The sequence below is a fragment of the Helicobacter pylori genome (assembly GCF_001653475.1).
Classification (GTDB): domain Bacteria; phylum Campylobacterota; class Campylobacteria; order Campylobacterales; family Helicobacteraceae; genus Helicobacter; species Helicobacter pylori_CM.
Map to the genome: position 1 here is coordinate 14617 of NZ_CP011487.1, position 25795 is coordinate 40411.

The window sequence follows — 25795 nt, forward strand, 5'->3', positions numbered from 1 at the left end:
TGACAAGAAAACGCATGAAAATTAAAAATATCTTACTGAGTGGGGGGAGCGGAAAACGCCTGTGGCCTTTAAGCCGTAGCCTATACCCTAAGCAATTTTTAAAGCTTTTTGGCAATGAAAGCTTGTTTGAATTGAGTTTTAAAAGAAACGCTTCCTTAGTAGATGAAACGCTCATTGTGTGCAATGAAAAGCATTATTTTTTGGCCCTAGAAGAAATAGAAAGCGAAATCAAAAACAAAAGCGTGGGTTTTTTATTAGAGAGTTTGAGTAAAAACACCGCTAACGCCATTGCTTTGAGCGCTTTAATGAGCGATAGTGAAGATTTGCTCATTGTTACGCCAAGCGATCATTTGATTAAAGACATTCAAGCGTATGAAAATGCAATAAAAAAAGCGATTGATTTAGCCCAAAAAGGTTTTTTAGTCACTTTTGGGATCAATATTGAAAAGCCCAACACGGAGTTTGGGTATATTGAAAGTCCTAATGGTTTAGATGTCAAGCGATTCGTTGAAAAGCCAAGCCTAGAAAGAGCGATAGAGTTTCAAAAAAGCGGAGGTTTTTATTTCAATAGCGGCATGTTTGTTTTCCAAGTAGGCGTTTTTTTAGACGAATTGAAAAAGCATGCCCCTAATATTTTAAAGGGGTGTGAAAGAGCGTTTGAATCTTTGGAAAACGCGTATTTTTTTGAAAAAAAGATCGCTCGTTTGAGCGAAAAGAGCATGCAAGATTTAGAAGATGTGAGCGTGGATATAGCTTTAATGCAAAAAAGCCACAAAATCAAAATGGTAGGATTAAACGCCAAATGGAGCGATTTAGGGAATTTTAACGCTCTTTTTGAAGAAGTGGCTAACGAGCCTAAAGAAAATGTCAGCCTGAATCAAACTCCTGTTTTTGCCAAAGAGAGCCAGAATAATTTAGTGTTTTCTCATAAAGTGAGCGCTCTTTTAGGCGTTGAGGATTTAGCGATTATTGACACTAAAGACGCTCTTTTAATCGCTCATAAAGACAAGGCTAAAGATTTAAAAGTTTTAGTGAGCGAGGTAGAAACGCATAACCAAGAATTGTTGCAAACGCACACTAAAGTGTATCGCCCTTGGGGGAGCTATGAAGTCTTGCATGAGAGTGGTTGTTACAAGGTTAAGATTTTAGAAGTCAAACCTAACGCAAGGCTTTCTTTACAAAAGCATTTCCACAGGAGCGAACACTGGGTGGTGATTAGCGGGATGGCGAGCGTGGAGTTGGATCGCCAATCGTTTGAATTGCAAGCTAATGAATCCACTTATATCCCTAAAAACACCTTACACCGCTTGGCTAATTATGGCAAAATCCCTTTAACCATCATAGAAGTTCAAGTGGGCGAATATGTCGGTGAAGACGATATTGTAAGGGTTGATGATGATTTTAACAGACAAAATCAAGAAAATTTAATATAAGGAAATTCAATGAAGGAAAAAATCGCTTTAATCACTGGGGTTACCGGCCAAGATGGGAGCTATCTGGCTGAACACTTGCTCAATTTGGGTTATGAAGTGCATGGGTTAAAAAGGCGCTCTTCTAGCATCAACACTTCTAGGATCGATCATCTGTATGAAGATTTACACAGCGAACACCAAAGGCGTTTCTTCTTGCATTATGGGGATATGACCGATAGTTCTAATCTCATCCATTTAATCGCTACCACTAAGCCTACAGAGATTTATAATTTAGCCGCTCAAAGCCATGTGAAAGTCTCTTTTGAAACCCCAGAATACACCGCTAACGCTGATGGTATTGGCACGCTAAGGATTTTAGAGGCCATGCGGATTTTAGGATTAGAAAATAAAACACGATTTTATCAAGCCAGCACGAGCGAATTGTATGGCGAAGTTTTAGAAACCCCACAAAATGAAAACACCCCCTTTAACCCGCGAAGCCCCTATGCGGTCGCTAAAATGTATGCCTTTTACATCACCAAAAATTACAGAGAGGCTTATAACTTGTTTGCGGTTAATGGCATTCTTTTTAACCATGAGAGTAGGGTAAGGGGCGAAACTTTTGTCACTCGTAAAATCACACGAGCCGCTAGCGCGATAGCGTATAACTTAACGGATTGCTTGTATTTAGGGAATTTAGACGCTAAAAGAGATTGGGGGCATGCCAAAGATTATGTGAAAATGATGCATTTAATGCTCCAAGCACCCACCCCACAAGATTATGTGATCGCTACAGGGAAGACCACAAGCGTGCGCGATTTTGTGAAAATGAGCTTTGAATTTATCGGTATTGGTTTAGAATTTCAAAATACAGGGATTAAAGAAATCGGTTTGATTAAAAGCGTTGATGGAAAAAGAGCGGACGCTTTAAAATTAAACTTAAGCCATTTAAAAACGGGCAAAATCGTGGTGCGCATAGACGAGCGCTATTTCAGACCCACTGAAGTGGATTTGCTTTTAGGCGATCCCACTAAGGCAGAAAAAGAGCTAGGCTGGGTTAGGGAATACGATTTAAAAGAGTTGGTTAAGGACATGTTAGAATACGATTTAAAAGAATGCCAGAAAAGCCTTTACTTGCAAGATGGGGGTTATATTTTAAGGAATTTTTATGAATGAGGTTATTTTAATCACCGGTGCCTATGGCATGGTGGGGCAGAACACGGCGTTGTATTTTAAAAAAAATAAGCCTGATGTTACTTTACTCACCCCTAAAAAGAGCGAATTGTATTTATTGGATAAAGACAATGTTCAAGCTTATTTGAAAGAATACAAGCCTACAGGCATTATCCATTGCGCCGGGAGAGTGGGGGGTATTGTCGCTAACATGAACGATCTTTCAACTTACATGGTTGAGAATTTACTGATGGGCTTGTATCTTTTTTCTAGCGCTTTGGATTTGGGCGTGAAAAAAGCCATTAATCTGGCGAGCTCTTGCGCTTATCCTAAATTCGCCCCTAACCCTTTAAAAGAAAGCGATTTATTGAACGGCTCTTTAGAGCCAACGAACGAAGGCTACGCTTTAGCCAAACTCTCTGTGATGAAGTATTGCGAGTATGTGAGTGCTGAAAAAGGCGTTTTTTATAAAACCTTAGTGCCTTGTAACCTTTATGGCGAGTTTGACAAATTTGAAGAAAAAATAGCACACATGATACCAGGGCTTATTGCCAGGATGCACACCGCTAAATTAAAGGGTGAAAAAAATTTTGCGATGTGGGGCGATGGCACTGCCAGAAGAGAATATCTAAACGCTAAAGATTTAGCGAGATTCATCGCTCTAGCTTATGATAATATCGCTTCAATGCCTAGCGTGATGAATGTCGGCTCTGGAGTGGATTACAGCATTGAAGAGTATTACGAAAAAGTCGCTCAGGTTTTAGACTATAAGGGCGTGTTTGTGAAAGACTTATCCAAACCTGTGGGCATGCAGCAAAAGCTTATGGATATTTCCAAACAAAAGGCTTTAAAATGGGAATTAGAAATCCCTCTAGAACAAGGCATCAAGGAAGCTTATGAGTATTATTTGAAGCTTTTAGAGGTTTGAAATAAAATCAAGGCCCTTATAATAGGGCTATAAAAACGCTCCGCTATTAAGCGTTGGGCTAGCGGTAGTTACGATTGGTGGTTGTTTGGCTTCAAACAAACCTTGAACCATTAAAAGGGTTTGGTGCCTGCTTCGCTCTCAAGTGTTTTCAAAAGCGTGGTGGGGCTTTTAAAAAGCGCCTTAGCCTTAACAAATTCTAGGCAATAATTCGCCTTCTGGCGTTTCTAAGATCCTTTCAAAACCCCATGCGTTCTTTAAAACCACGCTAGGATAAGGGTTTTCAAACACTTCGCCAATCATGCAAGCGTTTTTAGCTTTTTCGTTAATTTTTAAAATTTCTAAGGCTTTAGGGGCGTCTTTTTGATGGAGCGCTAAAACAAACACCCCCTCATTGGCTAACGCGTAGGGTTCTAGCCCTAAAATCTCACAAATCCCTTTAGTTTCTTCTTTTAAGGGGATTTTTTCTTCTTCTATAACGATTTTCACTCTAGAGCTGTTCGCCCATTCGTTTAGCACGCTCGCTAACCCGCCCCTAGTTGCATCTCTTAAGGCATGGATTTTGAGATCGCTTAAAAATAGGGGTTTTAATAAGGGATAGAGCAGTTGGCAGTCGCTTTGCAGATCAGTTTTAAGCTTGATTTCATGACGCATCGCAAACAAGCTTGCCCCATGGTTAGCGATAGTGTCGCTTATGATAATGGCTTGTCCTTGTTTTAAATGGCGCGAAGAAATCCCTGGCTTGATGATTTTACCAATACAGGTTGTGTTGATAAAAAGCTTATCCACGCTCCCCTTTGGAACGACTTTAGTGTCTAGGGAGAGGAGTTTTAGGTTGGCTTTAAACAATTCTTTTTGTATGGATTGTAGAATGTGTTTTAAAAGAGGGATTTCTAAGCCTTCTTCTAAAATAAAACCCATATTCAAATACAAAGGTTCGCCCCCTTGCACGCTCACATCATTCGCGCTCCCGCAAACGCAAAGCTTGCCTATATCGCCCCCATTAAAAATTAAGGGCGTGATGACAAAACTATCCGTGCTCACGCAATATTCCCCATGAGCTTTAAATTTAGGGGCGTCTTCATCAAACGCGCTAATCCATTCTTTTAAATAGGGCATAAAGACTCGCTCAATTAAAGCGTTTGTTTCTTTCCCTCCGTTCCCGCATGCCAGAGTTACGCTATCCATTTTTATCCTTTTTTGATGATTGTAGGGTTGAAATACGCCATTAAGGCTTGACCGACAGGGATACTGCTATCGTTAGGGGGGAAATGCTTATGGAAAAAATACTTCCTTTGAAAGTTTTTGAATCGTTTGGCTAATTGTTCGCACAATAATTGGTTGCAAAACACACCCCCACTGCACACCACCACATGCTCTTTAAAAGGCGCAATCAAAGCGCTAATGATTTCTGTTAAGCTGTTAAAAAATTTCTTAGCGATGCGTTCAGGCTCTAAAACGCCCAAATCCTTTTCAAATGCTTGATAAAATTCTTTCAAACACACCACGCCGTTTTTGATTTTAAAAGGGTAAAAGGCGATTTCATCGCTTTGTAAGGCTAGATTTTCTAAAACCTGCCCGCTCTCGGCTTCAAAGCTAATCGTTCCCACTAAATCCAAACTAAACGCTACTATATCAAACAAACGCCCTATGGAATTGGTAGCGACGCTTTGAATTCCTCTGTCATGCATTTGCTGAAAAATTTCTAATTCATCTTCTTTAAAATGTTTTTGAATGCGCTTGAAAAGCTTATTGAGTTGGTGTTTTAAAGCAATTTCTAAAACCAAGCGTTTAGGCTCTTTGATCGCTTTTTGCCCCCCTAAAAGCAGAAATTCTTCAAACCTAGCGGTTTCTTTAATGCATTCAAAATCCCCCACAAAACACTCCGCCCCATAAATCTTATTTTCATAAGCCCCACTCCCATCCCAGATGATTCCTATAAAAGGATGGTTTAAATGCGGGTCTTGCAACAACGCGTCTAAGACACTCGCTAAAAAGTGGGCATGGTGGTGCTGGACTTGCAACAAGGGCGTATTAAAATCAAAAGCCATTTTAGTGGTGGTGTAGTTTTTATGCTTATCGCAAGCTAATAGCGTGGGTTTAAAATCATAGGTTTTTAAGAAAAAATTCAAAGTTTCTTTAAAGTGTTTTTCATTTTCTAAAACGCTCAAATTCCCACAAAAAGGCGAGAGTAAAAGAATGGAAGTCGCGCTATCTAATAGGCTAAAATGCCCTTTTTGCTCCGCTCCAAGCGCTAAAATCTTTTTAGGCGAACAATTAGAGCGTTTGGGCAAAGTGAGATAAAGTGGGGCAAACCCCCTAGCCAAACGCATGGGGCGAATCACATTATCCACACGCTGCGCGATACTATCATCAATCCTGTGAATAATAGCGCGGTTGTGCGTGAGCTTAAAATCAAAAATAAAATGAAGCGAATCGATTTCTTTTTCATCGCTCGCTAAAGGGAGGGAGCTGAAATTTGCGCTCGTAAAAACAATAGGGAAATCCAATAAATCCAGTAATAAAGCATGCAAAGGGGTATAGGGTAAGATGACGCCATAAAAGGGGGAGTTTTTAGCGATATTTTGGGCTAATTGCGTATTAGGTTTTTTACGCGCTAAAAGAATGGGGGTGCTTGCAGAATTTAAACTCTCGCATTCTAATGCATCCAAAAACGCATGCTGTTTGGCGGTGTTTAAATCTTTAAACATGAGCGCAAAAGGTTTTAGGGGGCGGTTTTTTAAAAGCCGTAATCTTTCTATGGTTTGAAAGTTCCTCGCATCGCACACCAAAGCAAAGCCTCCCAAACCTTTAAGAGCGATGATTTTACCCTTTTGAATGTCTTTAGCGCATTCTAAAAGAGCGTCATCGTTTTTAAATCGCTTATAATTGAGCGTGATACCGCACTTTTTGCAGCTTATGCCTTGAATGTGGAATCGTTTGTTAGTGGCATCTTTATAAACGAATGCGCAAAACCCACAGAGTTTGAAAGGTTTTAGGGCGGAGTTTTCTCTGTCATAGGGTAGGGCGTTTAAAAGGCTGTATCTTGCCCCACACTTCGCGCAAGAATTGAAAGCGTAACGAAAATAGGGGGAGTTTTTATCTCTAATTTCGCGCAAGCAATCCTCACACACGCCTAAATCTTTAGGGATCTGACTGAGCAAATTTAAGGGGTGGTTCTTGCTTTCTAAAATCCTAAAATCATTGGATTTGAGTGCCTTATCATAAGGGTTAATAAGGATTTTTCCAACCAACGCTAAAGGGGGCAACCCTTTTTTTAGGGCGTTTAAAAAAGACTCTGTTTGATGGACGGGTAAGACGATTTCTAAAGCCGCTTGGGTGTTACGCACAAAGCCTACAAGCTCTAATTCTTGAGCTAGGGTGTAAATAAAAGGGCGCATGCCCACGCCTTGAACCACGCCAAAAAGCGTGATTTTGTTCAATAAAGTTGCATCGTTACACAATGCAAGCTTCCATGCTGTTTGATTAAGGTATTGCAATCAATCCCTATCACTTCTAAGGGCGTGTGTTGTTTTAAGGTGTTTAAAATGAGCATGTCTTTAGGGTCGTTGTAAGTGGGCACGATGAGAGCGTTATTGCACAATAAAAAATTCACATAAGTCGCCGGCAAGCGTTGTTGGTTTGCATCAAAAATGGCTTTGGGGATTTCTAGGGGGATGAGTTTATAGGGCGTTCCATCCAGTTTTTTAAAGGTTTTTAATTCTTCTTGCATTTTTTTTAAGGCTGTGTAATGCTCATCGTTTTTATCCTCGCATGCGCTATAAACAATGGTGTCTTTATCTAAAAAGCGAGCGAGCGTGTCGGTATGGCTATTGGTGTCATCGCCTTTGAGATAGCCATAAGAATACCACAGCACTTGTTTAGCCCCTAATTCCTTTTTAAGCATGTTTTCTATTCCATTTTGATTCAAATGGGGGTTACGATTCTTTTCTAACAGGCATTGGGTGTTGGTTAAAATACTCCCGGCCCCATCGCTTTCTATGCTCCCGCCCTCTAAAATATAGGGCATCGTTTTTAAAGGGTGTTTTAAAAACCCTAAATTTTTGAGCTTGGAATTCACCTGATTGTCTAAATTGGACGGGTATTTTAACCCCCAGCCGTTAAATCCAAAATCTAAGCATTCTAAAACGCCATGATTTTCAATGCTGATCGCTCCAAAATCCCTAGCCCATGTGTCGTTAGTGTCAATCCTGGCGATCTCTACACCAGATAAGTTTTTAAGCGTCTCATAGCCGATAGTGTCGCTAGTATGGACGCACACTAACACTTTGGCATGTTTGGCTATGGTTTGAATGATGTTTAAAAAAGTTTCTCTCGCCTCTTTGATGCAATACGCCCAGTCGCCAAACTCATGGGGGAACGCCATTAAAATCGCTTGGATTTTTTCAAACTCCGCTAACATTCTTTTCATTAAAAATATCCTTTTAAGCAACTATAACACAATCTCATTCAAATAGCGTTTTTAAAACAAATTCAAACGCTTTTTGGCGATTTGAAAATATTCTTTTTCTGATTCGATACCGATAAAATTTCGTTTTAAACGCTTGCACGCTAAGCCGGTGGTGCCGCTCCCCATGAAAGGATCTAGAACGATGTCATTAGGGTTTGTGTGGATGGAAATGATTTTTTCCATTAAAGCCAGGCTTTTTTGCGTGGGGTGAGGCGTTTTTTCATTCCCGCTCACTATAGGGCTTTTTAAAATCAAGGGCCGTAAATATTTTTCATTTTTTGGTTTGTTAAACACCCATTTAGCTTTCTTTTTAACCGCCCACAGGGCAAATTCCGTGTCCTGGACATAGCGCCGGTTAAGATTTCTTGGCATGGGATTATTTTTAACCCATTGGATAAAGTCTTTGACCACAAAGCCGTTTTCTTCTAAAAAATCAGCGATATAGCTTATAAACCTGTAAGAGCAAAAAATAATCATGCAGCCGTTTGGATTGACTAAGGGGGCGTAGCGTGCGATCCATTCTAAAAGCTTGAAATTTTTATCCCATTCCCCAAAATCTATGCCTTGCCTTTTAGTGCTCTTTAGGGTGGAAAAATTGTTTTTAACCGAAATGTTGTAAGGAGGGTCAGTGATGATCGCATCCACTTTTAAATTTTGCTGGTAAAAATCTTTGATGATTTCAAAAGCGTTAGCGTGATAAATTTGTATCATTTTCTTAAGCTTTTTAAGATCGCTTTGCCTAAAGCTAGGGCTAGAAGAGGAGGCACAGCGTTACCGATTTGCTTGCAAACACTCGTTTTATTGCCATAAAAGATATAATTATCGCTAAAACTTTGTATCCTGGTGGCTTCTCTAGGCGTGATAGAGCAGTGCAATTCAGGGTGGGAGTTGGTGCCATTGCTTGGAGTGTCAAATCGTGTGTCTATGGTGGGACTGATTTTATTCCAATTCAAACGCCCCCATGTGCTTTTGAATTGCTGTTTGCCATGCAAGTTTTTAGGCAAGCATTCTTTGCCCTGCTCTTTGTCAATGAGCTTTAATTTCTCTAAAGCGGCTTGCGAGTGGTTGGTGGCTTGATGGTTGTATAATTTAGGGCTATCTTTTCGCATCAAGGCCTGATAACTTGATTGGATAGGGTTTAAATAATCGCTCTCAAACGCCCCCTCATTAGAACAAAGATAGGCTAAATCGCTTATTGCATCTTGAATATTCACGCTTTGAGAAGGCTCTAAAAGATTAAAATCAAAACTAAAACGAGTAGCCCCTACAATAAAGGCCCTCTCTCTATTTTGAGGCACGCCATAATCTTTAGCGTTTAGGATTTGATAGCTTAATTGATACCCTAAAGCGTTCAATCTTTCTTTAATTTCTTCTAAAAAATAGCCTTTAGCGCAAGAGATGAGATTTTTCACATTTTCAATGATAAAAATTTCTGGTTTTATGGCTTTCACTATTTCTATATATTCTAAGAATAAAAAATTCCTAGGATCTTTTAGCCCTAAATTTTTCCCTTTATTAGAAAAGCCTTGACAGAGAGGTCCGCCAATGATCATGTTGATTTCTAATGTTTGGGCTAGTTTGATGACTTTTTCTTTAATTGCGGTTTGAGTGATATCCCCACAAACACCCATAGCGTTTTTATGGTTGTTTTCAAAAGTGATTAGGGCTTGTTTATCGCAATCTAGACCTATTAAAGCGTCAAACTCTTTTAAATACTCTAACCCAGCGCTAAAACCCCCAGCCCCACAAAATAAATCTAAAATTTTATAATTCATCTTAAGCTTTCATAAATACGATTAATAAGCGTTGGAAAATCATCAGTTTCAAAACGCAATTGCGCAAATTCTAAGTTGTCTTTATTGTGATTGAGAATATTTCCAATCAAGCGTTTTTGAAACCCCTCTTCGCTAGCCCCTTTTTTTAAAGCCCTATGACAAGCGGGGCAAAGTTTAGCAAGATTGGCTAAAACATCTAATTCTTTGTTTTTGCCTAAAGAAATCACATGGTGTATTTCAGTATAGTAGGAATTAGGATCTTGAGTGATTTTATACAAAGGTAAAGAAATAAAACTTCTTTCTTTAATGTCATAATCACCGCAACATGCGTTGCAAACATTAGGCGTTGAAATACGATAAAAATTGATGATTTTGCTATCTCGTTTAAACTCCCAACTCTTTTGAATCAATCCTAACTGCTCCCTTAATTTTTCAATGCTTTTATCATCTAAATCTTGTTGATAAACATTTTTCAAATAAAAATGAGCGCGTTCTATAAAGCTATTGCCACGATATTCTGTTTTTGGTAGAACTCTTAATTTGAAATAAATACCATCATATTTCTTAAGATCGGTTTCAAGTGTAACGCTAGCGATTCGTGCTTTATAGGGGTTAAACAGACCGATATAGTGTGAATACCAATTTAAATAAATCCTAAATTGAGCGTTTCGTTGGTTAATGACTTGCACATATTCAGGTTGTAATTCCCTGAAATTGAAATTCAGCGCTTCGCTAGGGATATTGAAAAAATCAATTAAATAATGGAACTTGTTAAACTCTAAAGGGTTATGAAAGAAGTAATCTAAAGTTAAAAAGCTTCGTTTCGTATCAATGCTGCCCCTGCTTTCAAAAAGCCCGCTCAAAAAGAGTCTTTTATATTCATTTGTTGCTATTTTATATTCTTTATCTGTCATTGGAATAGATGCGTAACAAGAAAAATTGTCTATGAGCGAGTTTAAAAGTTTCTTGTAAAAAGAGTTTTCATCTAAATGCAAGTCGTTTTCTAAAATGAAAACAAAAGTTCCTTTGATTTTTGTAACACTCTCTTGATTGAACTGCCAAATTTGATGCACGCTTAAACGATTGAGAGCGTTTAAAACTTGCGTTTTGCTTTCTTCATAGTCATGGACAAATTTTGAAGTCTTATAAGAACACACCCCATAAATACAACCATTTTTAATTTGGAAACGGCTCAACAATACCCCTAAATTAAAAGGATCAATAGAGTTTAAAAAGCGAGAAACAAGCAACAATAACCTTTCATTTTTTAAAAGGATTATAAGATAGCGCTTATTAGTTTTTGTTTAAAGGTTTTATCCATGCTACTAACAAAGCCATGGCTTAAGAAAAGGATAAAATAAGTCAAGCGGGTTTTTATAGCCAGTTTCAATAAAACTTGTTAAAATTTTAGCTTGAAAATTCAATTTGTTTTAAAATTTTTTCTTTTGTTTTTGGCTTTTTAATGCCCCCACTAATCATAGCTTTCATCTGATTTGCATTTGCGATTAATCCTTTAGGTATTCAAGCGTTTTTCTAAAATTTCATTGGTAGCAACACCTTCAAACCCTTCCTAAAAGCCCATAGTGCCCCACTCCTGCCTCCAAAAAATAAAGAAATACAGGTTAAGGTTTGATTAAAGAGCATAGGGGAATTTAAGGATTAAACCACACTCATTTGAAGCATTAATGTTTCAAGCTTTCAATTTCTTTAAGCATGGTTTCAAAAGCCTCTTTAGTGCCTGCTCGCACGCTAGAAAACAAACTAAACACAACAATAGCTACGCTCGCTGCAATAAAGCCCGGAACGATTTCATAAATATCCAAAAAGCTTTTGCCAAATTTATCGTATAAAATCACCGTGCTAGCCCCAGAGAGCATGCCAGCAATCGCGCCAATGCGTGTCATTCTTGACCAAAAAAGTGAAAACAAAATCACAGAGCCAAAGCTCGCACCAAAGCCAGCCCATGCGTAACTCACGATGCTGAGAATGCTGGCGTTTCTATCTGTTGAAATAAAAAAAGCGATGCAAGCCACCCCTAAAACCGAAAGCCTAGAAATAACCATCACTAATTTTTGGGGGGCGTTTTTATTGAAAATTGTCGCATAGAAATCTTCAGCAATGGTAGAAGAGCTTACAAGCAGTTGCGAACTGGCCGTGCTCATCACCGCCGCTAAAATCGCGCTCAATAAAATACCTGTGATCCAAGGGTTAAAGAGCAATTGACTCATCACAATGAAGATCTTTTCAGGGTCTTGCAAGCTCAAGTCAAATTTATGTGCATACGCAACGCCTAAAAGCCCCATAACGCATGCCCCAATCAAAGAAATAACCATCCAAGAAATCCCAATAGTGGTCGCTTTAGGCACATCTCTAATGGAGCGGATAGACATGAAACGCACTAAAATATGGGGTTGCCCAAAATAGCCTAACCCCCAAGCAAGGCTTGAAATAATAGCGACTATACTAGAGCCTTGCAAGAAAGAAAGGTTTTCAGGCTTGATTTCTCTAATGATTTTAATCCCCTCTCCAACCCCTCCAATTTGGATTATCATAACGATCGGTACCACGATTAAAGCGCTCATCATCAAAAGCCCTTGAATCAAATCCGTCCAACACACCGCCTTATACCCCCCTAAAAAGGTGTAAGAGACGATAATCAGCGTGCCAATGCTTAAAGCGTAGGTGTATTGAATGCCAAAGGTCGCTTCAAAGAGTTTAGCCCCACTTACTAGCCCTGAAGAAATGTAAAAAATAAAAAAGATTAAAATCACCAAAGCTGAAATCAAACGCAAGATGTGTCTGTCATCGCTAAAGCGCGTTTCAAAATAATCTGAAATGGTAATAGAATTAGCGATCACACTCGTATAAATGCGTAAGCGTTTAGCCACAAAAACCCAGTTAATCAAGGCACCCAAACTCAACCCTATGGCGATGTGTGAGTTGATTAAGCCCCCCACATATAAAGCTCCAGGTAATCCCATTAAAAGCCACCCGCTCATATCACTCGCTCCCGCGCTCAAAGCGCTAATCACAGGGCCCATAGAGCGATCGCCTAAAAAATAATCTTCAGTCGTTTCATTTTGTTTGTAAAAATAAAAACCAATATAGAGCATTAACAGCGAATAAACGACAAACATCGTAACAATAGGGGTGCTTAAAACAACATGTCCCATTTTGATCTCCTTATTTAATACAATATTTATTTTTCAGCACAACATGATTTGTGGCAAGCGGGTTGCCTTAAAACCCTTGAACCTAAATTCCCGTAACGATGATAAGAGATGCTAACCGATCGCTCTAAGTGGTAATACAGCAATTCAAAACGCCCGTTTAAGCAGGGTTTAGCCGTGGCTAAAACAATCCCTAAAGCGCTCGCTTGTTTATGCAATAAATCCAAACCGCTTTTTAAATAACGGACACGATTGAAAGCGTTCAATTTCTCGCTGAATTTTTGCAAGCTTTCATAAACAATAGGGGCGTTTGCTTGGAGCGCTTTTAAGCATTCTAAAAAAAATGTTAAATCTTTGTTCGCTCGTTCGTTTTCGGTGCTGAGCGTTAAAGGGATTTGAGAAATTAAACATGCTAAAGCGACGCCTAACATATCGCTTAAAGTGTCCTTTTCGGTGATGCGATAGCCCACGCTTTTAACTTTAGTGTAGGAAAAAAGGTTGTCTTCGCCTCTGATTTTGACATAGTCTTTAGTTTGGCTGAATTCATGCTTATAATGATAAGCGTAGCTCTTTGCCATAAAAATCGCGCGCTTCAACTCATGCGTATGCTCATCATAGCCTTTTTGAGTCAAGCCCTCTAAAGCTTCGCTTAAGGGGTTAATTAAGGCGTTTTCATCTTCTTCTTCTTGGTGGGTATTCACAAATTGCGTGATATAGTTAAAAATGCCTACCTTTCTCCCAAATCCCACAGCGGATTTTTTAACCCCCCCAAAAGGCTGGCGCAAAACAATCGCTCCTGTGGTGGGTTTGTTGATATAGATATTACCGGCTTCAATGTGCTCTAAATAATACTCCCACTCCCTTTCGTCCAAAGACTCTAACGCGCTAGTCAGCCCGTAACCGGTAGAATTGACTATCTCTATCGCTTCGTTTAGATCTTGCGCTTTCATCACGGATAAAATGGGCGTAAAAAGCTCATTTTGGTGTGTGAAATCGCCTTTTTTAGTGCCGTATTTGATGCTTGGCTTCATCAAATAGGGGTTATCATTGGCAAAGCTTACCGGGATTTCGTAATTTTCATAGCTTTTCAATTCATCTATGGCTTTGATGACCTTTTCATTAGGCTTGTGTGCTAGAGCGCCGATTTTGTTTTTGAAATCAAAAGGATCGCCCACGCTAAGGCTTAGAGTCGCATCTATCAAAGTCTTTTTAAAGTTCTCATCTTCATAGACTTCTTTTTCCAACACTAAAAGCGAAGTGGCGGAGCATTTTTGCCCAGAATTGCTAAAAGCGGAATGGATGACATTTTTAATCGCTTGGTCTCTGTCTGCCATTTTGCTCACAATAGTGGCGTTTTTACCGCCTGTTTCGGCGCTCAAGGCTAAAGTGGGGTTAGCCTCTAGCATTTTATAAGCGGTGTCTTCGCCCCCGGTTAAAATGGCAAACTTGATGCTTTCATCTTTTAAAAGATGTTCGCTAATATCGCTCCCTTTAGAGGGCAAGTAAATGAGCGCGTCTCTAGGCACGCCCGCATCCCAAAAGCACTCACAAAGCTTATAACCCGTTACGCTAGACAAACTTGAGGGCTTGTAAATCACCCGATTGCCAGCGGCTAGGGGAGCAGCGATAGTGCCTACAGAAATGCCCACAGGGAAATTCCATGGGGCAATGACCACACCCACGCCTTTGGGGGTGAATTTCGTTTTTGGGTTTTGCTCTTGTAACACCCTTAAACTATAAGGGTAAAACTCTAAAAAATCAATGGCTTCGCTCACTTCAGCGTCCGTTTCAGCGAAAGTCTTACCCACTTCTAAAGCCGAAATCCCTATTAGATCGCCTCTCCTTTCTCTAAAAAGCTGGGCGGTTTGACTCATTAAGGCATGGATTTCTGTAAAGCTTTTTTGACTGAAACGGCTCTTATCGCTTTTAGCCACTTCTAGGGCTTTTAAAATCGCTTCCTTATCCGCTAGATGCACGCTAGCGATTTTTTTATGACGGATTTTATCAAAGACTTCTAAAGGGGTTAAATTAGGATCTTCAAACCTCCCATCCATTTCTGGGTAAAGCTCTAAAATAGGGGCGTTATGCATTTTCTCGCGCACTTTTTTAGCCCATTCTCGGTTGGCTTTTAAAATAAAATCGGTATCGCTTTCGTTTTTAAAGGAGTGGTTTGGGTAGGTGGTATGCCCGCTTTGTTTGGCGTTTCTGTCTTGAGTCCTGTGGGTGGCATTGTCTAAAGCAGCGATTCCTTTAAGGCTGTTTAAAAAGCGTTGCTCTTGGTCTTTCCATTCGTTCGTGCCTACTTTGAGGTTGAAGAAAGCTTTCATGAAATTATCGCTTGAGGTGTTCTCATCTAGTCGCCTTACCAAGTAAGCGATCGCATTGTTAAAATGCGCTTCATCGCACACCGGCGCATAAAGAATGAGTTGGTGCATCTCTTTTAGTTCCTGGCTCGCTTGCAAGCTCATGCCCTCTAGCATTTCAAAGCTAAAATGCTCCAACACAACAGGGTCGTTAATGGCATGGATGCGCGTATAGACATAAGCGATTTCAAAAATATTATGGCTTGCTGTGCCAATATGAATGTATTTATAATTATCGCCCTCTAAAACAAAATCCAGCATCTTATTGTAATTAGAATCAGTGTCTTGCTTATTGGAAAATGTGGGTAACGCCCAATCTTTCACGGAAGCGATAGTCTCTTCGCTCTCCATGTTCGCTCCCTTAACGAAGCGGATTTTAATGGGCTTTAACCCTTTTAAAACCCTTTCTTTAGAAAAAGCGTGCAGTTTTTTCAAATATTCATAAGAATCAGGGATATAGGCTTGCAACACAATACCAGCGCTCAAATCAAATTTAGCGATGGACTCCATAAAAGACTCCACCGTGAGCTCTAAATCCCTAAATTCTTCCATATCCAAATTGATGAATTTAGGCATGCCTTGCTTTTTTTCTTCTTCTAAAGCCAGGGCATAAAGAGCGTCTAGGCGTTTGACAATCTCTTTTTTAGAGTATTCAAAATCAAGGATATTGATTTGAGAAAAAATCGTTGTGATTTTAATGGAAATGTATTGAATGTAGTCAGACTTTAAAGCTTGAGAGTATTTTTCAAAACGCGCACTAGCTTCTTCTTCGCCTAAAACCTCTTCGCCAATAAAATTCACATTCAAAATGATTTTTTCATTCTTTCTTTTTAAAATCCGCTCTTTTAAGTGGCTTTCTTCTTGATCCAAGACCATCGCTTTCGTGTCGCTTCTGATTTTATTGACAAAGAAAGGCACGCTCATATCAGGGAGCATTTTCCCAAAGCTCAAAAACCCCATTAAAAGCAGTTTTTCAAACGGAGAAAAAATCTCACGGCTTTTGTATTTGTCTAAAACATGCTCAATCATTTCAAAGCGGGCTTTATTGTCCAGGCATCTAAAACTCCGATCCATAAGCTCTATGAGCATGACTTTGTTTTCAGGGTTATTTAAAAGCTTTTGCATTTTAGAGTGGAACGCTTTTTCTTGCTCGCTCAAATGGTTGCTGATACTATCTTGCAGTTTTTTGGCTAATTCTAGTGAATCGTCAATGATTTTTTGCATGAGCTGACCTTTTATTTAAGAATTTGGCTTGATTGTAGCATGTTTTAAGCGCTTGGCTTTAAGTCTCATGGGTTGGTAATGTTTTTTAAATTTTAAATTTTGTTCTGGTGGTAATTAATTCTCATTCCAATCTTTTTGAGTTTATCACGCATTTTTACACAATGATAAGAATTTGAGTGATAATTTGTATTGTTTTTAGCTTCATTTACTTTTTGTTTAAAAATAAATTATATCATTCGTGTCGCTTAATTTAAAGTTTAGCTTATTCAATTAAACGATTTTAAATTAAACGGATTTGAAAAGAATTTTACAAAACAAAGGATATAAAATGAAAACAATTAAAAATGGTATGATGATTGGCACACTCGGCGCGTTGTTATTGAGCGGTTGTTCTAGCTTTGATACTCAGCGTTTCGCTTGTCTTCCTAAAGACCATTCTCTAAAAGACGCTCCTGCAAAAAAAGAAGCGCAATACACGCCTAAGGGCTTTTTTGACCCTTATTCTTCTAATTTAAACCACTGGGATTCTACATTCTAGGGGTTTGTTTAGAGGGGGGCGAAAAGGGGGGAGATAATAAAGCTCATTTTAAGTTTTCTCAAATTACAATAACAATCTTTTTAGCATTGATACAAGATAAAAGGAGATTTATGAGTGGTGCTCATATCGTAGAAAATACGAATATTTCAAAAACGACCGCTTCCACCCCCCCAATAATAATGAAGAGCTTTTAAAATCTATTAACAATTCTATTAACAATCTTGCAGATCGCATTCAAAAATTAGATGATGAATTACAAGAAATAAAGAAAGCACTTCTTAAAGAAGCCCAAGACGAAAAAACCGAGTTATTAAAAGAAAAAGAAAATCTGACTAAAGCAAACACCGAGCTAACTAACAAAATCAACGGGTTATCCACAGAAAAATAAAATCTAAACAATCGGCTTAATGCATCACAAAAGCAAGCGAATGACTTAAAAAACTCTCAGCAAGTTTTAGAAAAAGAAAAAACCGAATTATTAAAAGAAAAAGATAATCTGACTAAAGCAAACAGCGATCTAGCTAACAAGATCAACGGGTTATCCACAGAAAAAGAAAATCTAACTACAGATCTATCAAAGACAAAAAACCAATTAAACCAAGCGAACCAAGAAAAAGAAAATCTAAACTATCAGCTTAACGCATCACAAAAGCAAGCGAATGACTTAAAAAACTCTCAACAAGTTTTAGAAAAAGAAAAAGCTGAGTTATTAAGAGAAAAAGAACGGCTAACTAAAGCAAGCACCAAGTTGGGGCGAGAAATCGAGCTGGAGCGAGAATTGGTGCGTCTGTTGAGCTTAAAAAACACAGACAAAAACGAGTTGGACTTGCAAAACAGTCGTTTTAGAAGCGAGATAGAGGATTTAAAACGCCAATTGAAAGAGTAACCCCAAAAATTGCAGCAACAAAAACCACAATAAAGGAAATATCATGGTAACACGCTTACAAAGTTTAACACTGCCTATTGGCCACCCCTTAGTAGAGGAATTGTGTGATCTGTCTTTAAAGAATGGAGCCGCATTCAATGAAACAATTGAGGCAAGTTTGATCCATTTTAAAAAAGAAGTGTCAGAAGAAGATAGAATCAAGTTCAAAAAAGCCTTGAGAGTGCTCCATGTGATTGCCTATAATGAGACTTATTTAAGGTATTTTTCTGATGACAATCAAAAATTCATAGAGGATTTAGCGCAAGCTGAAAAGATCACTAATGAGCGAATAGAAAAAGCCTTAAAAATCGTTTCTGATAGCTGTGTGTATGTGGATTTTGAAGCGTTTAAAGAGAAAATGCTCAAAGTGGATGAGATAGCGGTAGGCCTTAAGAGTTATAGTCAAAGCCGATTGTTTGATTTAGACGGGGGGCATTGGGAATTAGATATGCCTAAATCTAAAGAAAGCGTAACCTTTAGGTTTGATAATTTGCCCAAGGACCATAACAATAAAGAAGTCAATTTATATGCCCGTTCAAGTTTGAAAGATGTCAATGGGGGTATTGTCGCTATTGACTTTGGGACTAAAAGCACGACTGCAAGCTACATGGACAAGAACGGAACATACCGCTTGCTCTCTATTGGCGGGAGCGTGGATGATATGAGTCTTGCAAAGCTTGAAAACCCCACGATAGTAGAGTTCAGGCACAAAGGAGCCTTTCTTAAAGCTTATAACGCTTTAAACCACCGCCCTTTCACAAATAAGGACGATATGGAAGTGGCGCATGAAGCCCAAAAGAATCTTACAAGCGTTCAAGGTAATGATTTGTATCGGTTTTTTTCTAAATTGAAGCAATGGGCTGGAGCGGATGAAGAACAGAAGTTTAGGGATTTACATGCGGATTTTACTTTAAAAAGCTTTACTAGTTGCACGGATTTTAACCCCATAGAAATCTATGCTTACTATGTTGGCCGCTGCATCAACAACATGCATAATGGCGTGTTTTTGAAATACTTTTTATCCTATCCCATCAAGTATGAAAAGCATCAGGCTGAAAAAATCAGAGAGAGTTTTGAAAAAGGCTTGAGAAAATCCTTACCCAGGCATGTTTTTGACGATGACAAAACGGCTAAAAATTTCAAAGTGGAATTAAGAGCGAGCGAGCCTTGCGCGTATGCCATCAGCGCTTTAAAAAGTTATGGGTTTTTTAAATCAGACAAATTAAACAAGCCAATTTATTACGGGGTGTTTGATTTTGGGGGCGGGAAGACTGATTTTGACTTTGGCAAATGGGAAAAAAACGCTAGCCCTAAATTCGCTTACAAAATGACGCATTTCAGAAGCGGAGGGGATAAATTTTTAGGCGGTGAAAATTTATTGGAATTATTGGCTTGGGAAGCGTATGCCCAAAATTTTCAAACGCTCAAAGAAAAAGACATTGTCATCGCTAAGCCCAACTATGACAGAATCGATACGCAACGCTTTGGATCTTTTATGCAAAACTCCAGAGAAGTGCGCTTGAATTTGCAAAAGATTGCTTCCAAATTATGCGGCTTTTTAGAAAATTTAGACGCTGATAGCGTAGAAGCGATAGAAGAAGATGAAGAGTTTGAGATAAAAGACTTTGAAAAGGATTTTAAAATCGTGCTGTTTGATAGGAACGGGAAAGAAGAAGAAACCGAACCCAAAGTGGATTGCAAAGAGCTTTTAAACCTCTTAAAAGGCAAGATAGATGAAGGCGTTGCCAACTTCTTTGCAGGATTTTCTCAAGTGATGGCTGAAAATATTGATGATCAGTGTCGGTCGTTTCATGTTTTCTTAGGGGGGAATGCGAGCCGATCAGTGCTGGTCAAACAAGCGTTTGAAAACGCTAAAGAAAAGCAGCTTAAAGATTACAAGCAAAAGACTTCTAAAGATGATTTTGCATTCATTCTTTATGATCCACTAGGCACGCCAGAATCAGACGATCAGATTTCAGAGCTTACAGGAGAAGATGCTTCTAATATCCCGGCTTATTTGAAGCCCACTTGCAAAACTGGGGTGGCTTTCGGGCTTTTAGAAAGCAGGAACAAACCTGGAGGAATTGAAATGCCCTCTATAGATTCCAATCCTGTGTTTAAATACGATTTGGGCATGGAGAGAGAAGGGAAATTCCACACGAGAATCAGTCGGGATTCTTTAAAACCTAATGAATACCAGATGTTCCAAACTAAAGAGGAATGGGGAGGCTTTGATGTGCTAGAGATACGCTACAGCGATAAACCCCTAGCCAACACCAACGCTTTAAACATTCAAGACACGCATTTTATTTCCATAGCGCTAGAAGAGCATGAAGGAGTGGATGTGAAGGTGTGCTGTGTGGATTCACAAAGCATTAAAGTGGGGCTGTTTAAAGACAACCAATTAATCTATGAAAGCGAGGTAGAAAAATTATGATGGCTAAGAACGCGTATGCGTTTGTCGTGATTGAAGAAAGCGTTATGGTGTTTAAACACACCAAAGACAAGAGGCTAATTCCTATCACTGAAGGCTTTGAGCCTTTAAAAGAGGGCTTTTTGAAAAATTTTAAAGAGCGTTCCAATTTGGAATTTTTAGAAAATTTAGACCTTTTGTTTTTGTATGACAAACAATTCCCGCACGAGATTTTTTCCTTGTATAAGGAGCTGAAAAATTCTGTCTGGGACAGGAAGCTTGTGGTAGCGCTAGTGGATGCTTTAGAGAGGTTTAAGGATTTGAATTTGTCTCTTACAATAGAAGACAAGCGTTCTAATAGCTTGGGTAATGGCACCAAAAAATTGCTCACTAACGCTGATTTAGGGAGCTCTCATCAAAAAATAGTGATAGACAGCATGAAAACATACCACCAAAGCCAGCAAGAAAAGTATAAAAGAGAAAGAGGCCAAGCACTAGAAGCGCAAGCAGAAACACCCCCTAGCTATGGGGGTGGGAGCATTAGAATCAGCGGCGATAAAAAGCCTGATTCTAGTGAAGAAAATTTTTAAAAGAAAAGGATAACAGATGAGCAGAGTGCAAATGGATACCGAAGAGGTCAGAGGGTTTGTGGAACATTTAGAACGCTTTAAAGAGTTACTGAATGATGAAGTGAATGGCTTGAGCAGCCATTTCCATAATTTGGATTCATGGAAAGACGATAGGAAAGACAAATTTAGCGAGGTGTTAGACAACTTGAGAAGCACTTTCAACGAGTTTGATGAAGCCGCGCAAGAGCAAATCGCATGGCTTAAAGAGAGGATTAGGGTTTTAGAAGAAGACTATTAAGGATAATGCATGGCTGAATGGAACGGACACAGAAGAAGTCAATGAAATCGTTAAAAAATGCAGGGATTTTAAAAAAACCTTGCAAGAAGAAAAATGCGCTCAATTCATCAAAAACCTTGATAAATACGCACAAAATATCCTAACAGAAAGCAAGAAAATTGAATCCCAGCTGCAAGGCGCTATAAAAGAATTAGAAAAAGCCAAAAGTGATGAAAGGGGCACTAGATTAGTTTTAGGAGGCTTTAAATTTACTTCTATTCCATGTGTGTTTACCCTCCTGTCATAATTGCTGCTACTGCAGCCGTTGCAGCCGCTGAATTGGCTTTGAGTCACATGAAAGACAACACAGAAAAATGGGAAAGGAATGTGGAGCTATTGGAACAAGCGCTTGAAATCTACTCGGCTCAAGCCAAAGCGAGCAGAGAACTTGTGGAAAGCGCTTGGGAGAGACTTAAAAAAGCGTTGAATTTTTATACCGATAAACACAAGGAATTTATCAAGCGTTTGAACAGAGTGAGTGAAGCGATAGATAACGAATACCATATCGCGCCCCCAGAAATTTTGAAAGAGCGCGATTTTGAAAGCCCTACGATTGTTGATAAGCCTAAAAAAAGCGCTTTTGATGAGTGCTTGAAAGATTTAAGGGAAGATTTTAGCTTTTCTTTATACACGGATTTGAAAGACAGGTTCTACCATGATTCTAGCGGTGAGTTAGAACGCGCTAAAGAGCATGGAAAAGATTTGATGAGCAACGCGTATTCTTTTGATGGTGGCCTTTCGTTAGCCCAAAAGCATTGCAAAAAAGTTTTAAAAGATTTTACAGAAAAAATCAAAAAATCCCCTAACGATTCAAACGCCGTAAAAGAAGCTTTTGATAATTTGGACACAGAGTTAGAGCGTGCTACAGAAAATTTGAGCCAAAAAATAGCGCCCGTCTTAGAGCGGCATGAAGATTATAAGCGGCAAGCGTTGGGTTATAGCGAGTTTTTAGAAAAAGAAAAAGAGGGCTTTATTATAGATGAGCAAAACCCCTACCCCGAAAAAGTCAGATTTAATGAGTTGTGTAGTGCCATTGTGCCTTTAGAGAATGTGGATAAAACCGCATGCGCTCATCATGCCCTAAAGGCTTTAGAAGCCGTGCTTAAAAATAAGGATTTGGGCTTTGATGCGGCAGAACTAGAACAGATCGCAAAAGGTTTCATTCCTAAGGGGTATTTGTGGCATTTTGACGCGAATGTTTTAGGGAACTTGGCGTTGGTGAGAGAAGAGTTATTATTAAGCGTGAAACACACGAAAGGATATCGACTATGGAAAGCATTCCTACAAACTCAGAACTGATTTGGGAATTTGTAGAGCCGCTCAATGAAAATGCATTGATTGGGTTAGAAGATCAGCTAAAAATGGGGTTGAGCGATGCGTTTAAGGACTTTGTCAAACGATCAAACTATGGTTTTAGCCAATGGCGTTATTTTACGGTGGGTAATAAGTCTTACACTTTCAAACATGTTTTGAACTTCAATTTAGAGGGCAAGGGCTTATTTATTGATTTCATGCAGAGCTTGAAAGAATGGTTAGAGCCTGAAGAAATTGTATTCGCTAATGACGGGTATGGGGGGTATTATCTTTTGAATACGACTACCGATGTGGTGCTGTTTTTAGACACTGATGATGGCTCAAAACATGCGTTGTTGCACCTCAAAATGTTTTTTAAAAAACTGGAATCAAGGGGTTAAAATGTCTCATGAAGTTTATTTGGAGGGTTGCACCCTTGAATTAAAAAAGATTTGTGGTGATTTTACAGAAAATGCCATGCAAGATGATTTAGGGCAGAAACTCAGAGATGAGGTGTTAGAGGACATGCTAAGAATCGCACATGATTTAGAAAATTTAGAGCAAGACACTCAAAGCCAAAGAAGAAGAATCAATGAGCAAATTGAAAACGCCGAGTCTTTGATGAAGCGAATTGATATGAATTTCCATTCAAAAAGCGAGATCGATAAGTTGATGCGTGAATCCAAAGAGAAGGAAAGAGAAGCTAATAAAAAATATGATAAATATCTTAAAAAAGAGGATAAAAAATAATTGAAATCAACACATTGTTGCAAAAACTGGATGATGCCCTAGATAAAGTTGTCCATAAAAAAGAGCCAGAGAGTTTTCTCAAACCCATCGTCTCACCAATAGAAGACTACCAAAAGAGCATCAGGCAAATTCAAGTGCAATTCACAGATGCGCCAGAATTCAATGAAACGGCGCTTACCCCCAATTTTTAAGCTGCGGTTTATTGGAAATTAAAGGCAAAAATGGCGCTAATGTGGATTTTTGCTTGCCTAAAGTTTATCCTTTCCCTCCTAAAAGCTTGTATATAGAGCATGAAAAAGACGGGCAGTTTTTAAGAGAAATGCTCATGTGCTTGCTATCCAGAACGCCTTTAGTGCAATTAGAAGTGATTTTGATTGATGCGCTGAGCTTGGGAGGCATTTTCAGTTTGGCAAGAAGGCTTTTAGATAAAAACAATGATTTTATTTACCAGCAAAGAATTTTAACCGAGAGCAAGGAAATAGAAGAATCCCTAAAGCATTTGTATGAATATTTAAAGGTTAATTTGCAAGAAAAACTAGCCGGTTATAAAGATTTCGCGCATTATAATGAAAAAGCCACAGACCCCTTGCCTTTAAAAGCGCTTTTTTTAAGCGGGGTGGATGCTTTGAGTAAAGATGCACTTTATCATCTGGAAAAAATCATGCGTTTTGGCTCTAAAAATGGGGTTTTGAGCTTTGTCAATTTAGAGAGCGAAAAAAACAATAAATCCGCAGAATATTTGAAAAACTATGCGGAGTTTTTTAAAGACAGGACAAGTTTTGAACGCTTCAAATACCTTAGCGTAGAAGTGATCAACGATCAAGGTATCCAATCCCAGCACATGCAAAACTTCGCTACTAAAATTAAAGCGTATTACGAGGGAAGGAAAGCAGTCAAGAGGGAGTTGAAAGACTTACAAAAAGACGAAGAATTTTGGACTGAAAGCTCTCATTCTGAAGTGTCTGTGCCAGTGGGGTGGGATATTAACCACAAAGAGGTGTGTTTTGAGATCGGTGGAGCGCAAAACCACACGCTCATTTGCGGGCGCAGCGGGAGCAGGAAATCCAATTTCTTGCATGTATTGATCCAAAACCTGGCCTTCTACTATTTGCCTAATGAGGTCCAACTCTTTTTATTAGACTATAAAGAGGGGGTGGAATTTAACGCCTACACAAACCCAACGATTTTAGAGCATGCGAGGTTAGTGAGCGTGGCGAGTTCGATAGGTTATGGCATGAGTTTTTTAAGCTGGCTTTGTAAAGAGATGCAAGAAAGAGCCAATGAGTTCAAGAAATTTAATTAATGTGAAAGATTTGAGCGATTACCGAAAGCATGGCGAAATGTCCAGACTAATCGTAGTGATTGATGAATTTCAGGTGCTTTTTAGCGATAACTCCCTTAAAGGGAGAGATAGCGTGGAACAGCTTTTAAACACTCTGCTTAAAAAGGGCCGTAGCTATGGGGTGCATTTAATTTTAGCCACTCAAACCATGCGCGGTGCTGACATCAATAGAAGCATTATGGCTCAAATCGCCAACCGCATCGCTTTGCCTATGGACGCCGAAGACAGCAATAGTGTTTTGAGTGACGATGCGGCTTGTGAGCTTGTCAGGCCAGAAGGCATTTTCAACAACAATGGGGGGCATCAAAAATCCCACACCAAGATGACTATCCCTAAAGCCCCTGATGATTTCAAAGCATTTATCAAAAAAATCCATGAAGCATTTAACCAGAGAAATCTCGTGCCCATAGATCATAAAATCTATAATGGCGAGACGCCTTTAGAAATGCCCAACACCCTTAAGGCTGATGAAATGCGTTTGCATCTGGGCAAAGAAGCGGACTATGAGCAAAAGGACTTTATGGTTGAGTTTGAAAGCAATGAATCGCATTTGTTGGTGGTGAGCCAAGATTTAAACGCTCGCATCGCCTTAATGAAGCTCTTCGCTCAAAATTTCAAGACGGCCAACAAAGAGTTGCTCTTTTACAACGCTGAAAAACGCCTTATAAGAGAACTTGATGGGCTGAAAAACACAACATCACGCCCATGCAAAGCCCTCTAGTGAGCGTTCTAGACACCGCCATAAGCCCTAATAGCGTGCTTGTGATAGATAATCTGAATGAAGCCAAAGAGTTGTGCGAAAAAATAGGGGTGGAAAAATTAAAATCGTTTTTAGAAAAAGCCACAGACAACGAGCAGTATTGCATCATCTTTGTGCATGATTTCAAACAGATTAAAGATAATTACAATCTCAAGTCATTAAGTGAGTTGTTAAAAGAGCACTTCAAACAACGCTTGGCCTTTAAGTGCAATAGGGAAAACTTAGACGCTATCGCAAAAGATTTACCTCCATTAACAAACAAACTCAACGCACTATTTGTAGATCTTTCTCAAGACGGCTATACTGAATTCAGGCCTTTCAGTTTATAGTGTTAAAAAAGGGGGGGTTAAAAAGA

The 25795-nt window shown here is 39.1% G+C and carries 17 protein-coding genes and 3 pseudogenes; 12 read left to right on the forward strand and 8 right to left on the reverse strand.

Translation table 11 applies throughout. The features are described from left to right. Positions 1–14 precede the first annotated feature (14 nt). From AA974_RS00085 to AA974_RS00095, 3 genes are read left to right on the forward strand one after another with little or no spacing between them, the layout of a single operon-like run. A complete protein-coding gene (locus AA974_RS00085) occupies positions 15–1433 on the forward strand; it encodes a mannose-1-phosphate guanylyltransferase/mannose-6-phosphate isomerase (protein WP_064432894.1) in 1419 nt (472 codons plus the stop codon). A gap of 9 nt (positions 1434–1442) precedes the next feature. Continuing rightward, positions 1443–2588 carry a GDP-mannose 4,6-dehydratase gene (gmd, locus tag AA974_RS00090; protein WP_064432895.1) on the forward strand — a complete coding sequence of 382 codons (1146 nt, stop codon included), beginning with the start codon at positions 1443–1445 and terminating at the stop codon, positions 2586–2588. Next, positions 2581–3513 (forward strand): GDP-L-fucose synthase family protein, encoded by a 933-nt coding sequence (locus tag AA974_RS00095; RefSeq protein ID WP_064432896.1) that lies wholly within the window; start codon positions 2581–2583, stop codon positions 3511–3513. The genes gmd and AA974_RS00095 overlap by 8 nt, the downstream gene beginning before the upstream one ends. Before the next feature lie 186 nt (positions 3514–3699). On the opposite strand, the gene hypE is transcribed toward AA974_RS00095, so the two are convergent. The 8 genes from hypE to AA974_RS00140 form a co-directional block, all read right to left on the reverse strand. Further along, the gene (gene hypE, locus AA974_RS00100; RefSeq protein ID WP_064432897.1) at positions 3700–4698 is read right to left on the reverse strand and encodes a hydrogenase expression/formation protein HypE; all 999 of its coding nucleotides are present in this window, start codon (positions 4696–4698) and stop codon (positions 3700–3702) included. A 2-nt stretch (positions 4699–4700) separates the two neighbouring features. Then, positions 4701–6953: a carbamoyltransferase HypF gene (hypF, locus tag AA974_RS00105; RefSeq protein ID WP_064432898.1), complete on the reverse strand. Its 2253-nt coding sequence runs from the start codon at positions 6951–6953 to the stop codon at positions 4701–4703. Beyond that, positions 6950–7942: an agmatine deiminase family protein gene (locus tag AA974_RS00110; RefSeq protein ID WP_064432899.1), complete on the reverse strand. Its 993-nt coding sequence runs from the start codon at positions 7940–7942 to the stop codon at positions 6950–6952. The genes hypF and AA974_RS00110 overlap by 4 nt, the downstream gene beginning before the upstream one ends. A 51-nt stretch (positions 7943–7993) precedes the next feature. Beyond that, complete coding sequence (locus AA974_RS00115; RefSeq protein WP_064432900.1) at positions 7994–8692, reverse strand: DNA-methyltransferase; 699 nt, start codon at positions 8690–8692, stop codon at positions 7994–7996. After that, positions 8689–9756 (reverse strand): DNA cytosine methyltransferase, encoded by a 1068-nt coding sequence (locus AA974_RS00120; protein WP_064432901.1) that lies wholly within the window; start codon positions 9754–9756, stop codon positions 8689–8691. Before AA974_RS00120 ends, AA974_RS00115 begins: the two co-directional genes overlap by 4 nt. Next, positions 9753–11006, reverse strand: coding sequence for an HNH endonuclease (locus tag AA974_RS00125; RefSeq protein WP_064432902.1), 1254 nt, complete (start codon positions 11004–11006; stop codon positions 9753–9755). Before AA974_RS00125 ends, AA974_RS00120 begins: the two co-directional genes overlap by 4 nt. 432 nt (positions 11007–11438) lie before the next feature. Beyond that, positions 11439–12929 (reverse strand): sodium/proline symporter PutP, encoded by a 1491-nt coding sequence (gene putP / locus AA974_RS00135; protein ID WP_064432903.1) that lies wholly within the window; start codon positions 12927–12929, stop codon positions 11439–11441. Positions 12930–12955: 26 nt separating this feature from the next. After that, on the reverse strand, positions 12956–16513 hold the full coding sequence (locus tag AA974_RS00140; RefSeq protein WP_064432904.1) for a bifunctional proline dehydrogenase/L-glutamate gamma-semialdehyde dehydrogenase: 3558 nt from the start codon (positions 16511–16513) through the stop codon (positions 12956–12958). Positions 16514–16841: 328 nt separating this feature from the next. Here AA974_RS00140 and AA974_RS00145 point away from each other — a divergent pair, with 328 nt between their 5' ends. The 9 genes and pseudogenes from AA974_RS00145 to AA974_RS00185 all read left to right on the forward strand — a co-directional run bounded on the left by AA974_RS00145 (position 16842) and on the right by AA974_RS00185 (position 25769). Next, positions 16842–17051: a hypothetical protein gene (locus AA974_RS00145; RefSeq protein WP_064432905.1), complete on the forward strand. Its 210-nt coding sequence runs from the start codon at positions 16842–16844 to the stop codon at positions 17049–17051. Positions 17052–17313: 262 nt separating this feature from the next. Beyond that, a pseudogene (locus tag AA974_RS08340) lies at positions 17314–17937 on the forward strand (hypothetical protein). A 43-nt stretch (positions 17938–17980) separates the two neighbouring features. Then, positions 17981–20413 (forward strand): hypothetical protein, encoded by a 2433-nt coding sequence (locus AA974_RS00150; protein WP_064432906.1) that lies wholly within the window; start codon positions 17981–17983, stop codon positions 20411–20413. Further along, the gene (locus tag AA974_RS00155; RefSeq protein WP_064432907.1) at positions 20410–20979 is read left to right on the forward strand and encodes a hypothetical protein; all 570 of its coding nucleotides are present in this window, start codon (positions 20410–20412) and stop codon (positions 20977–20979) included. The genes AA974_RS00150 and AA974_RS00155 overlap by 4 nt, the downstream gene beginning before the upstream one ends. A 16-nt stretch (positions 20980–20995) precedes the next feature. Beyond that, positions 20996–21256 (forward strand): hypothetical protein, encoded by a 261-nt coding sequence (locus tag AA974_RS00160; protein ID WP_064432908.1) that lies wholly within the window; start codon positions 20996–20998, stop codon positions 21254–21256. Between the two features lie 9 nt (positions 21257–21265). Next, a pseudogene (locus tag AA974_RS00165) lies at positions 21266–22594 on the forward strand (HNH endonuclease signature motif containing protein). Next, entirely contained in the window at positions 22564–22989 is a 426-nt protein-coding gene (locus AA974_RS00170) for an SMI1/KNR4 family protein (protein WP_064432909.1), read from the forward strand. The pseudogene AA974_RS00165 and the gene AA974_RS00170 overlap by 31 nt, the downstream one beginning before the upstream one ends. 1 nt (position 22990) lies before the next feature. After that, positions 22991–23338 (forward strand): hypothetical protein, encoded by a 348-nt coding sequence (locus tag AA974_RS00175; protein WP_064432910.1) that lies wholly within the window; start codon positions 22991–22993, stop codon positions 23336–23338. Beyond that, a pseudogene (locus AA974_RS00185) lies at positions 23335–25769 on the forward strand (FtsK/SpoIIIE domain-containing protein). The gene AA974_RS00175 and the pseudogene AA974_RS00185 overlap by 4 nt, the downstream one beginning before the upstream one ends. The last annotated feature ends 26 nt before the right edge of the window (positions 25770–25795 follow it).

What these genes read in the sequence shown, in the direction of transcription:
- AA974_RS00115 (WP_064432900.1), bottom strand. Translation starts at nt 8,692, where the DNA reads ATGATACAAATTTATCACGCTAACGCTTTTGAAATCATCAAAGATTTT.
- AA974_RS00140 (WP_064432904.1), bottom strand. Translation starts at nt 16,513, where the DNA reads ATGCAAAAAATCATTGACGATTCACTAGAATTAGCCAAAAAACTGCAA.
- AA974_RS00160 (WP_064432908.1), top strand. Translation starts at nt 20,996, where the DNA reads ATGAGCAGAGTGCAAATGGATACCGAAGAGGTCAGAGGGTTTGTGGAA.
- AA974_RS00095 (WP_064432896.1), top strand. Translation starts at nt 2,581, where the DNA reads ATGAATGAGGTTATTTTAATCACCGGTGCCTATGGCATGGTGGGGCAG.
- AA974_RS00170 (WP_064432909.1), top strand. Translation starts at nt 22,564, where the DNA reads ATGGAAAGCATTCCTACAAACTCAGAACTGATTTGGGAATTTGTAGAG.
- AA974_RS00110 (WP_064432899.1), bottom strand. Translation starts at nt 7,942, where the DNA reads ATGAAAAGAATGTTAGCGGAGTTTGAAAAAATCCAAGCGATTTTAATG.
- AA974_RS00150 (WP_064432906.1), top strand. Translation starts at nt 17,981, where the DNA reads ATGGTAACACGCTTACAAAGTTTAACACTGCCTATTGGCCACCCCTTA.
- AA974_RS00145 (WP_064432905.1), top strand. Translation starts at nt 16,842, where the DNA reads ATGAAAACAATTAAAAATGGTATGATGATTGGCACACTCGGCGCGTTG.
- AA974_RS00085 (WP_064432894.1), top strand. Translation starts at nt 15, where the DNA reads ATGAAAATTAAAAATATCTTACTGAGTGGGGGGAGCGGAAAACGCCTG.
- putP (WP_064432903.1), bottom strand. Translation starts at nt 12,929, where the DNA reads ATGGGACATGTTGTTTTAAGCACCCCTATTGTTACGATGTTTGTCGTT.
- AA974_RS00175 (WP_064432910.1), top strand. Translation starts at nt 22,991, where the DNA reads ATGTCTCATGAAGTTTATTTGGAGGGTTGCACCCTTGAATTAAAAAAG.
- AA974_RS00155 (WP_064432907.1), top strand. Translation starts at nt 20,410, where the DNA reads ATGATGGCTAAGAACGCGTATGCGTTTGTCGTGATTGAAGAAAGCGTT.
- AA974_RS00120 (WP_064432901.1), bottom strand. Translation starts at nt 9,756, where the DNA reads ATGAATTATAAAATTTTAGATTTATTTTGTGGGGCTGGGGGTTTTAGC.
- hypE (WP_064432897.1), bottom strand. Translation starts at nt 4,698, where the DNA reads ATGGATAGCGTAACTCTGGCATGCGGGAACGGAGGGAAAGAAACAAAC.
- gmd (WP_064432895.1), top strand. Translation starts at nt 1,443, where the DNA reads ATGAAGGAAAAAATCGCTTTAATCACTGGGGTTACCGGCCAAGATGGG.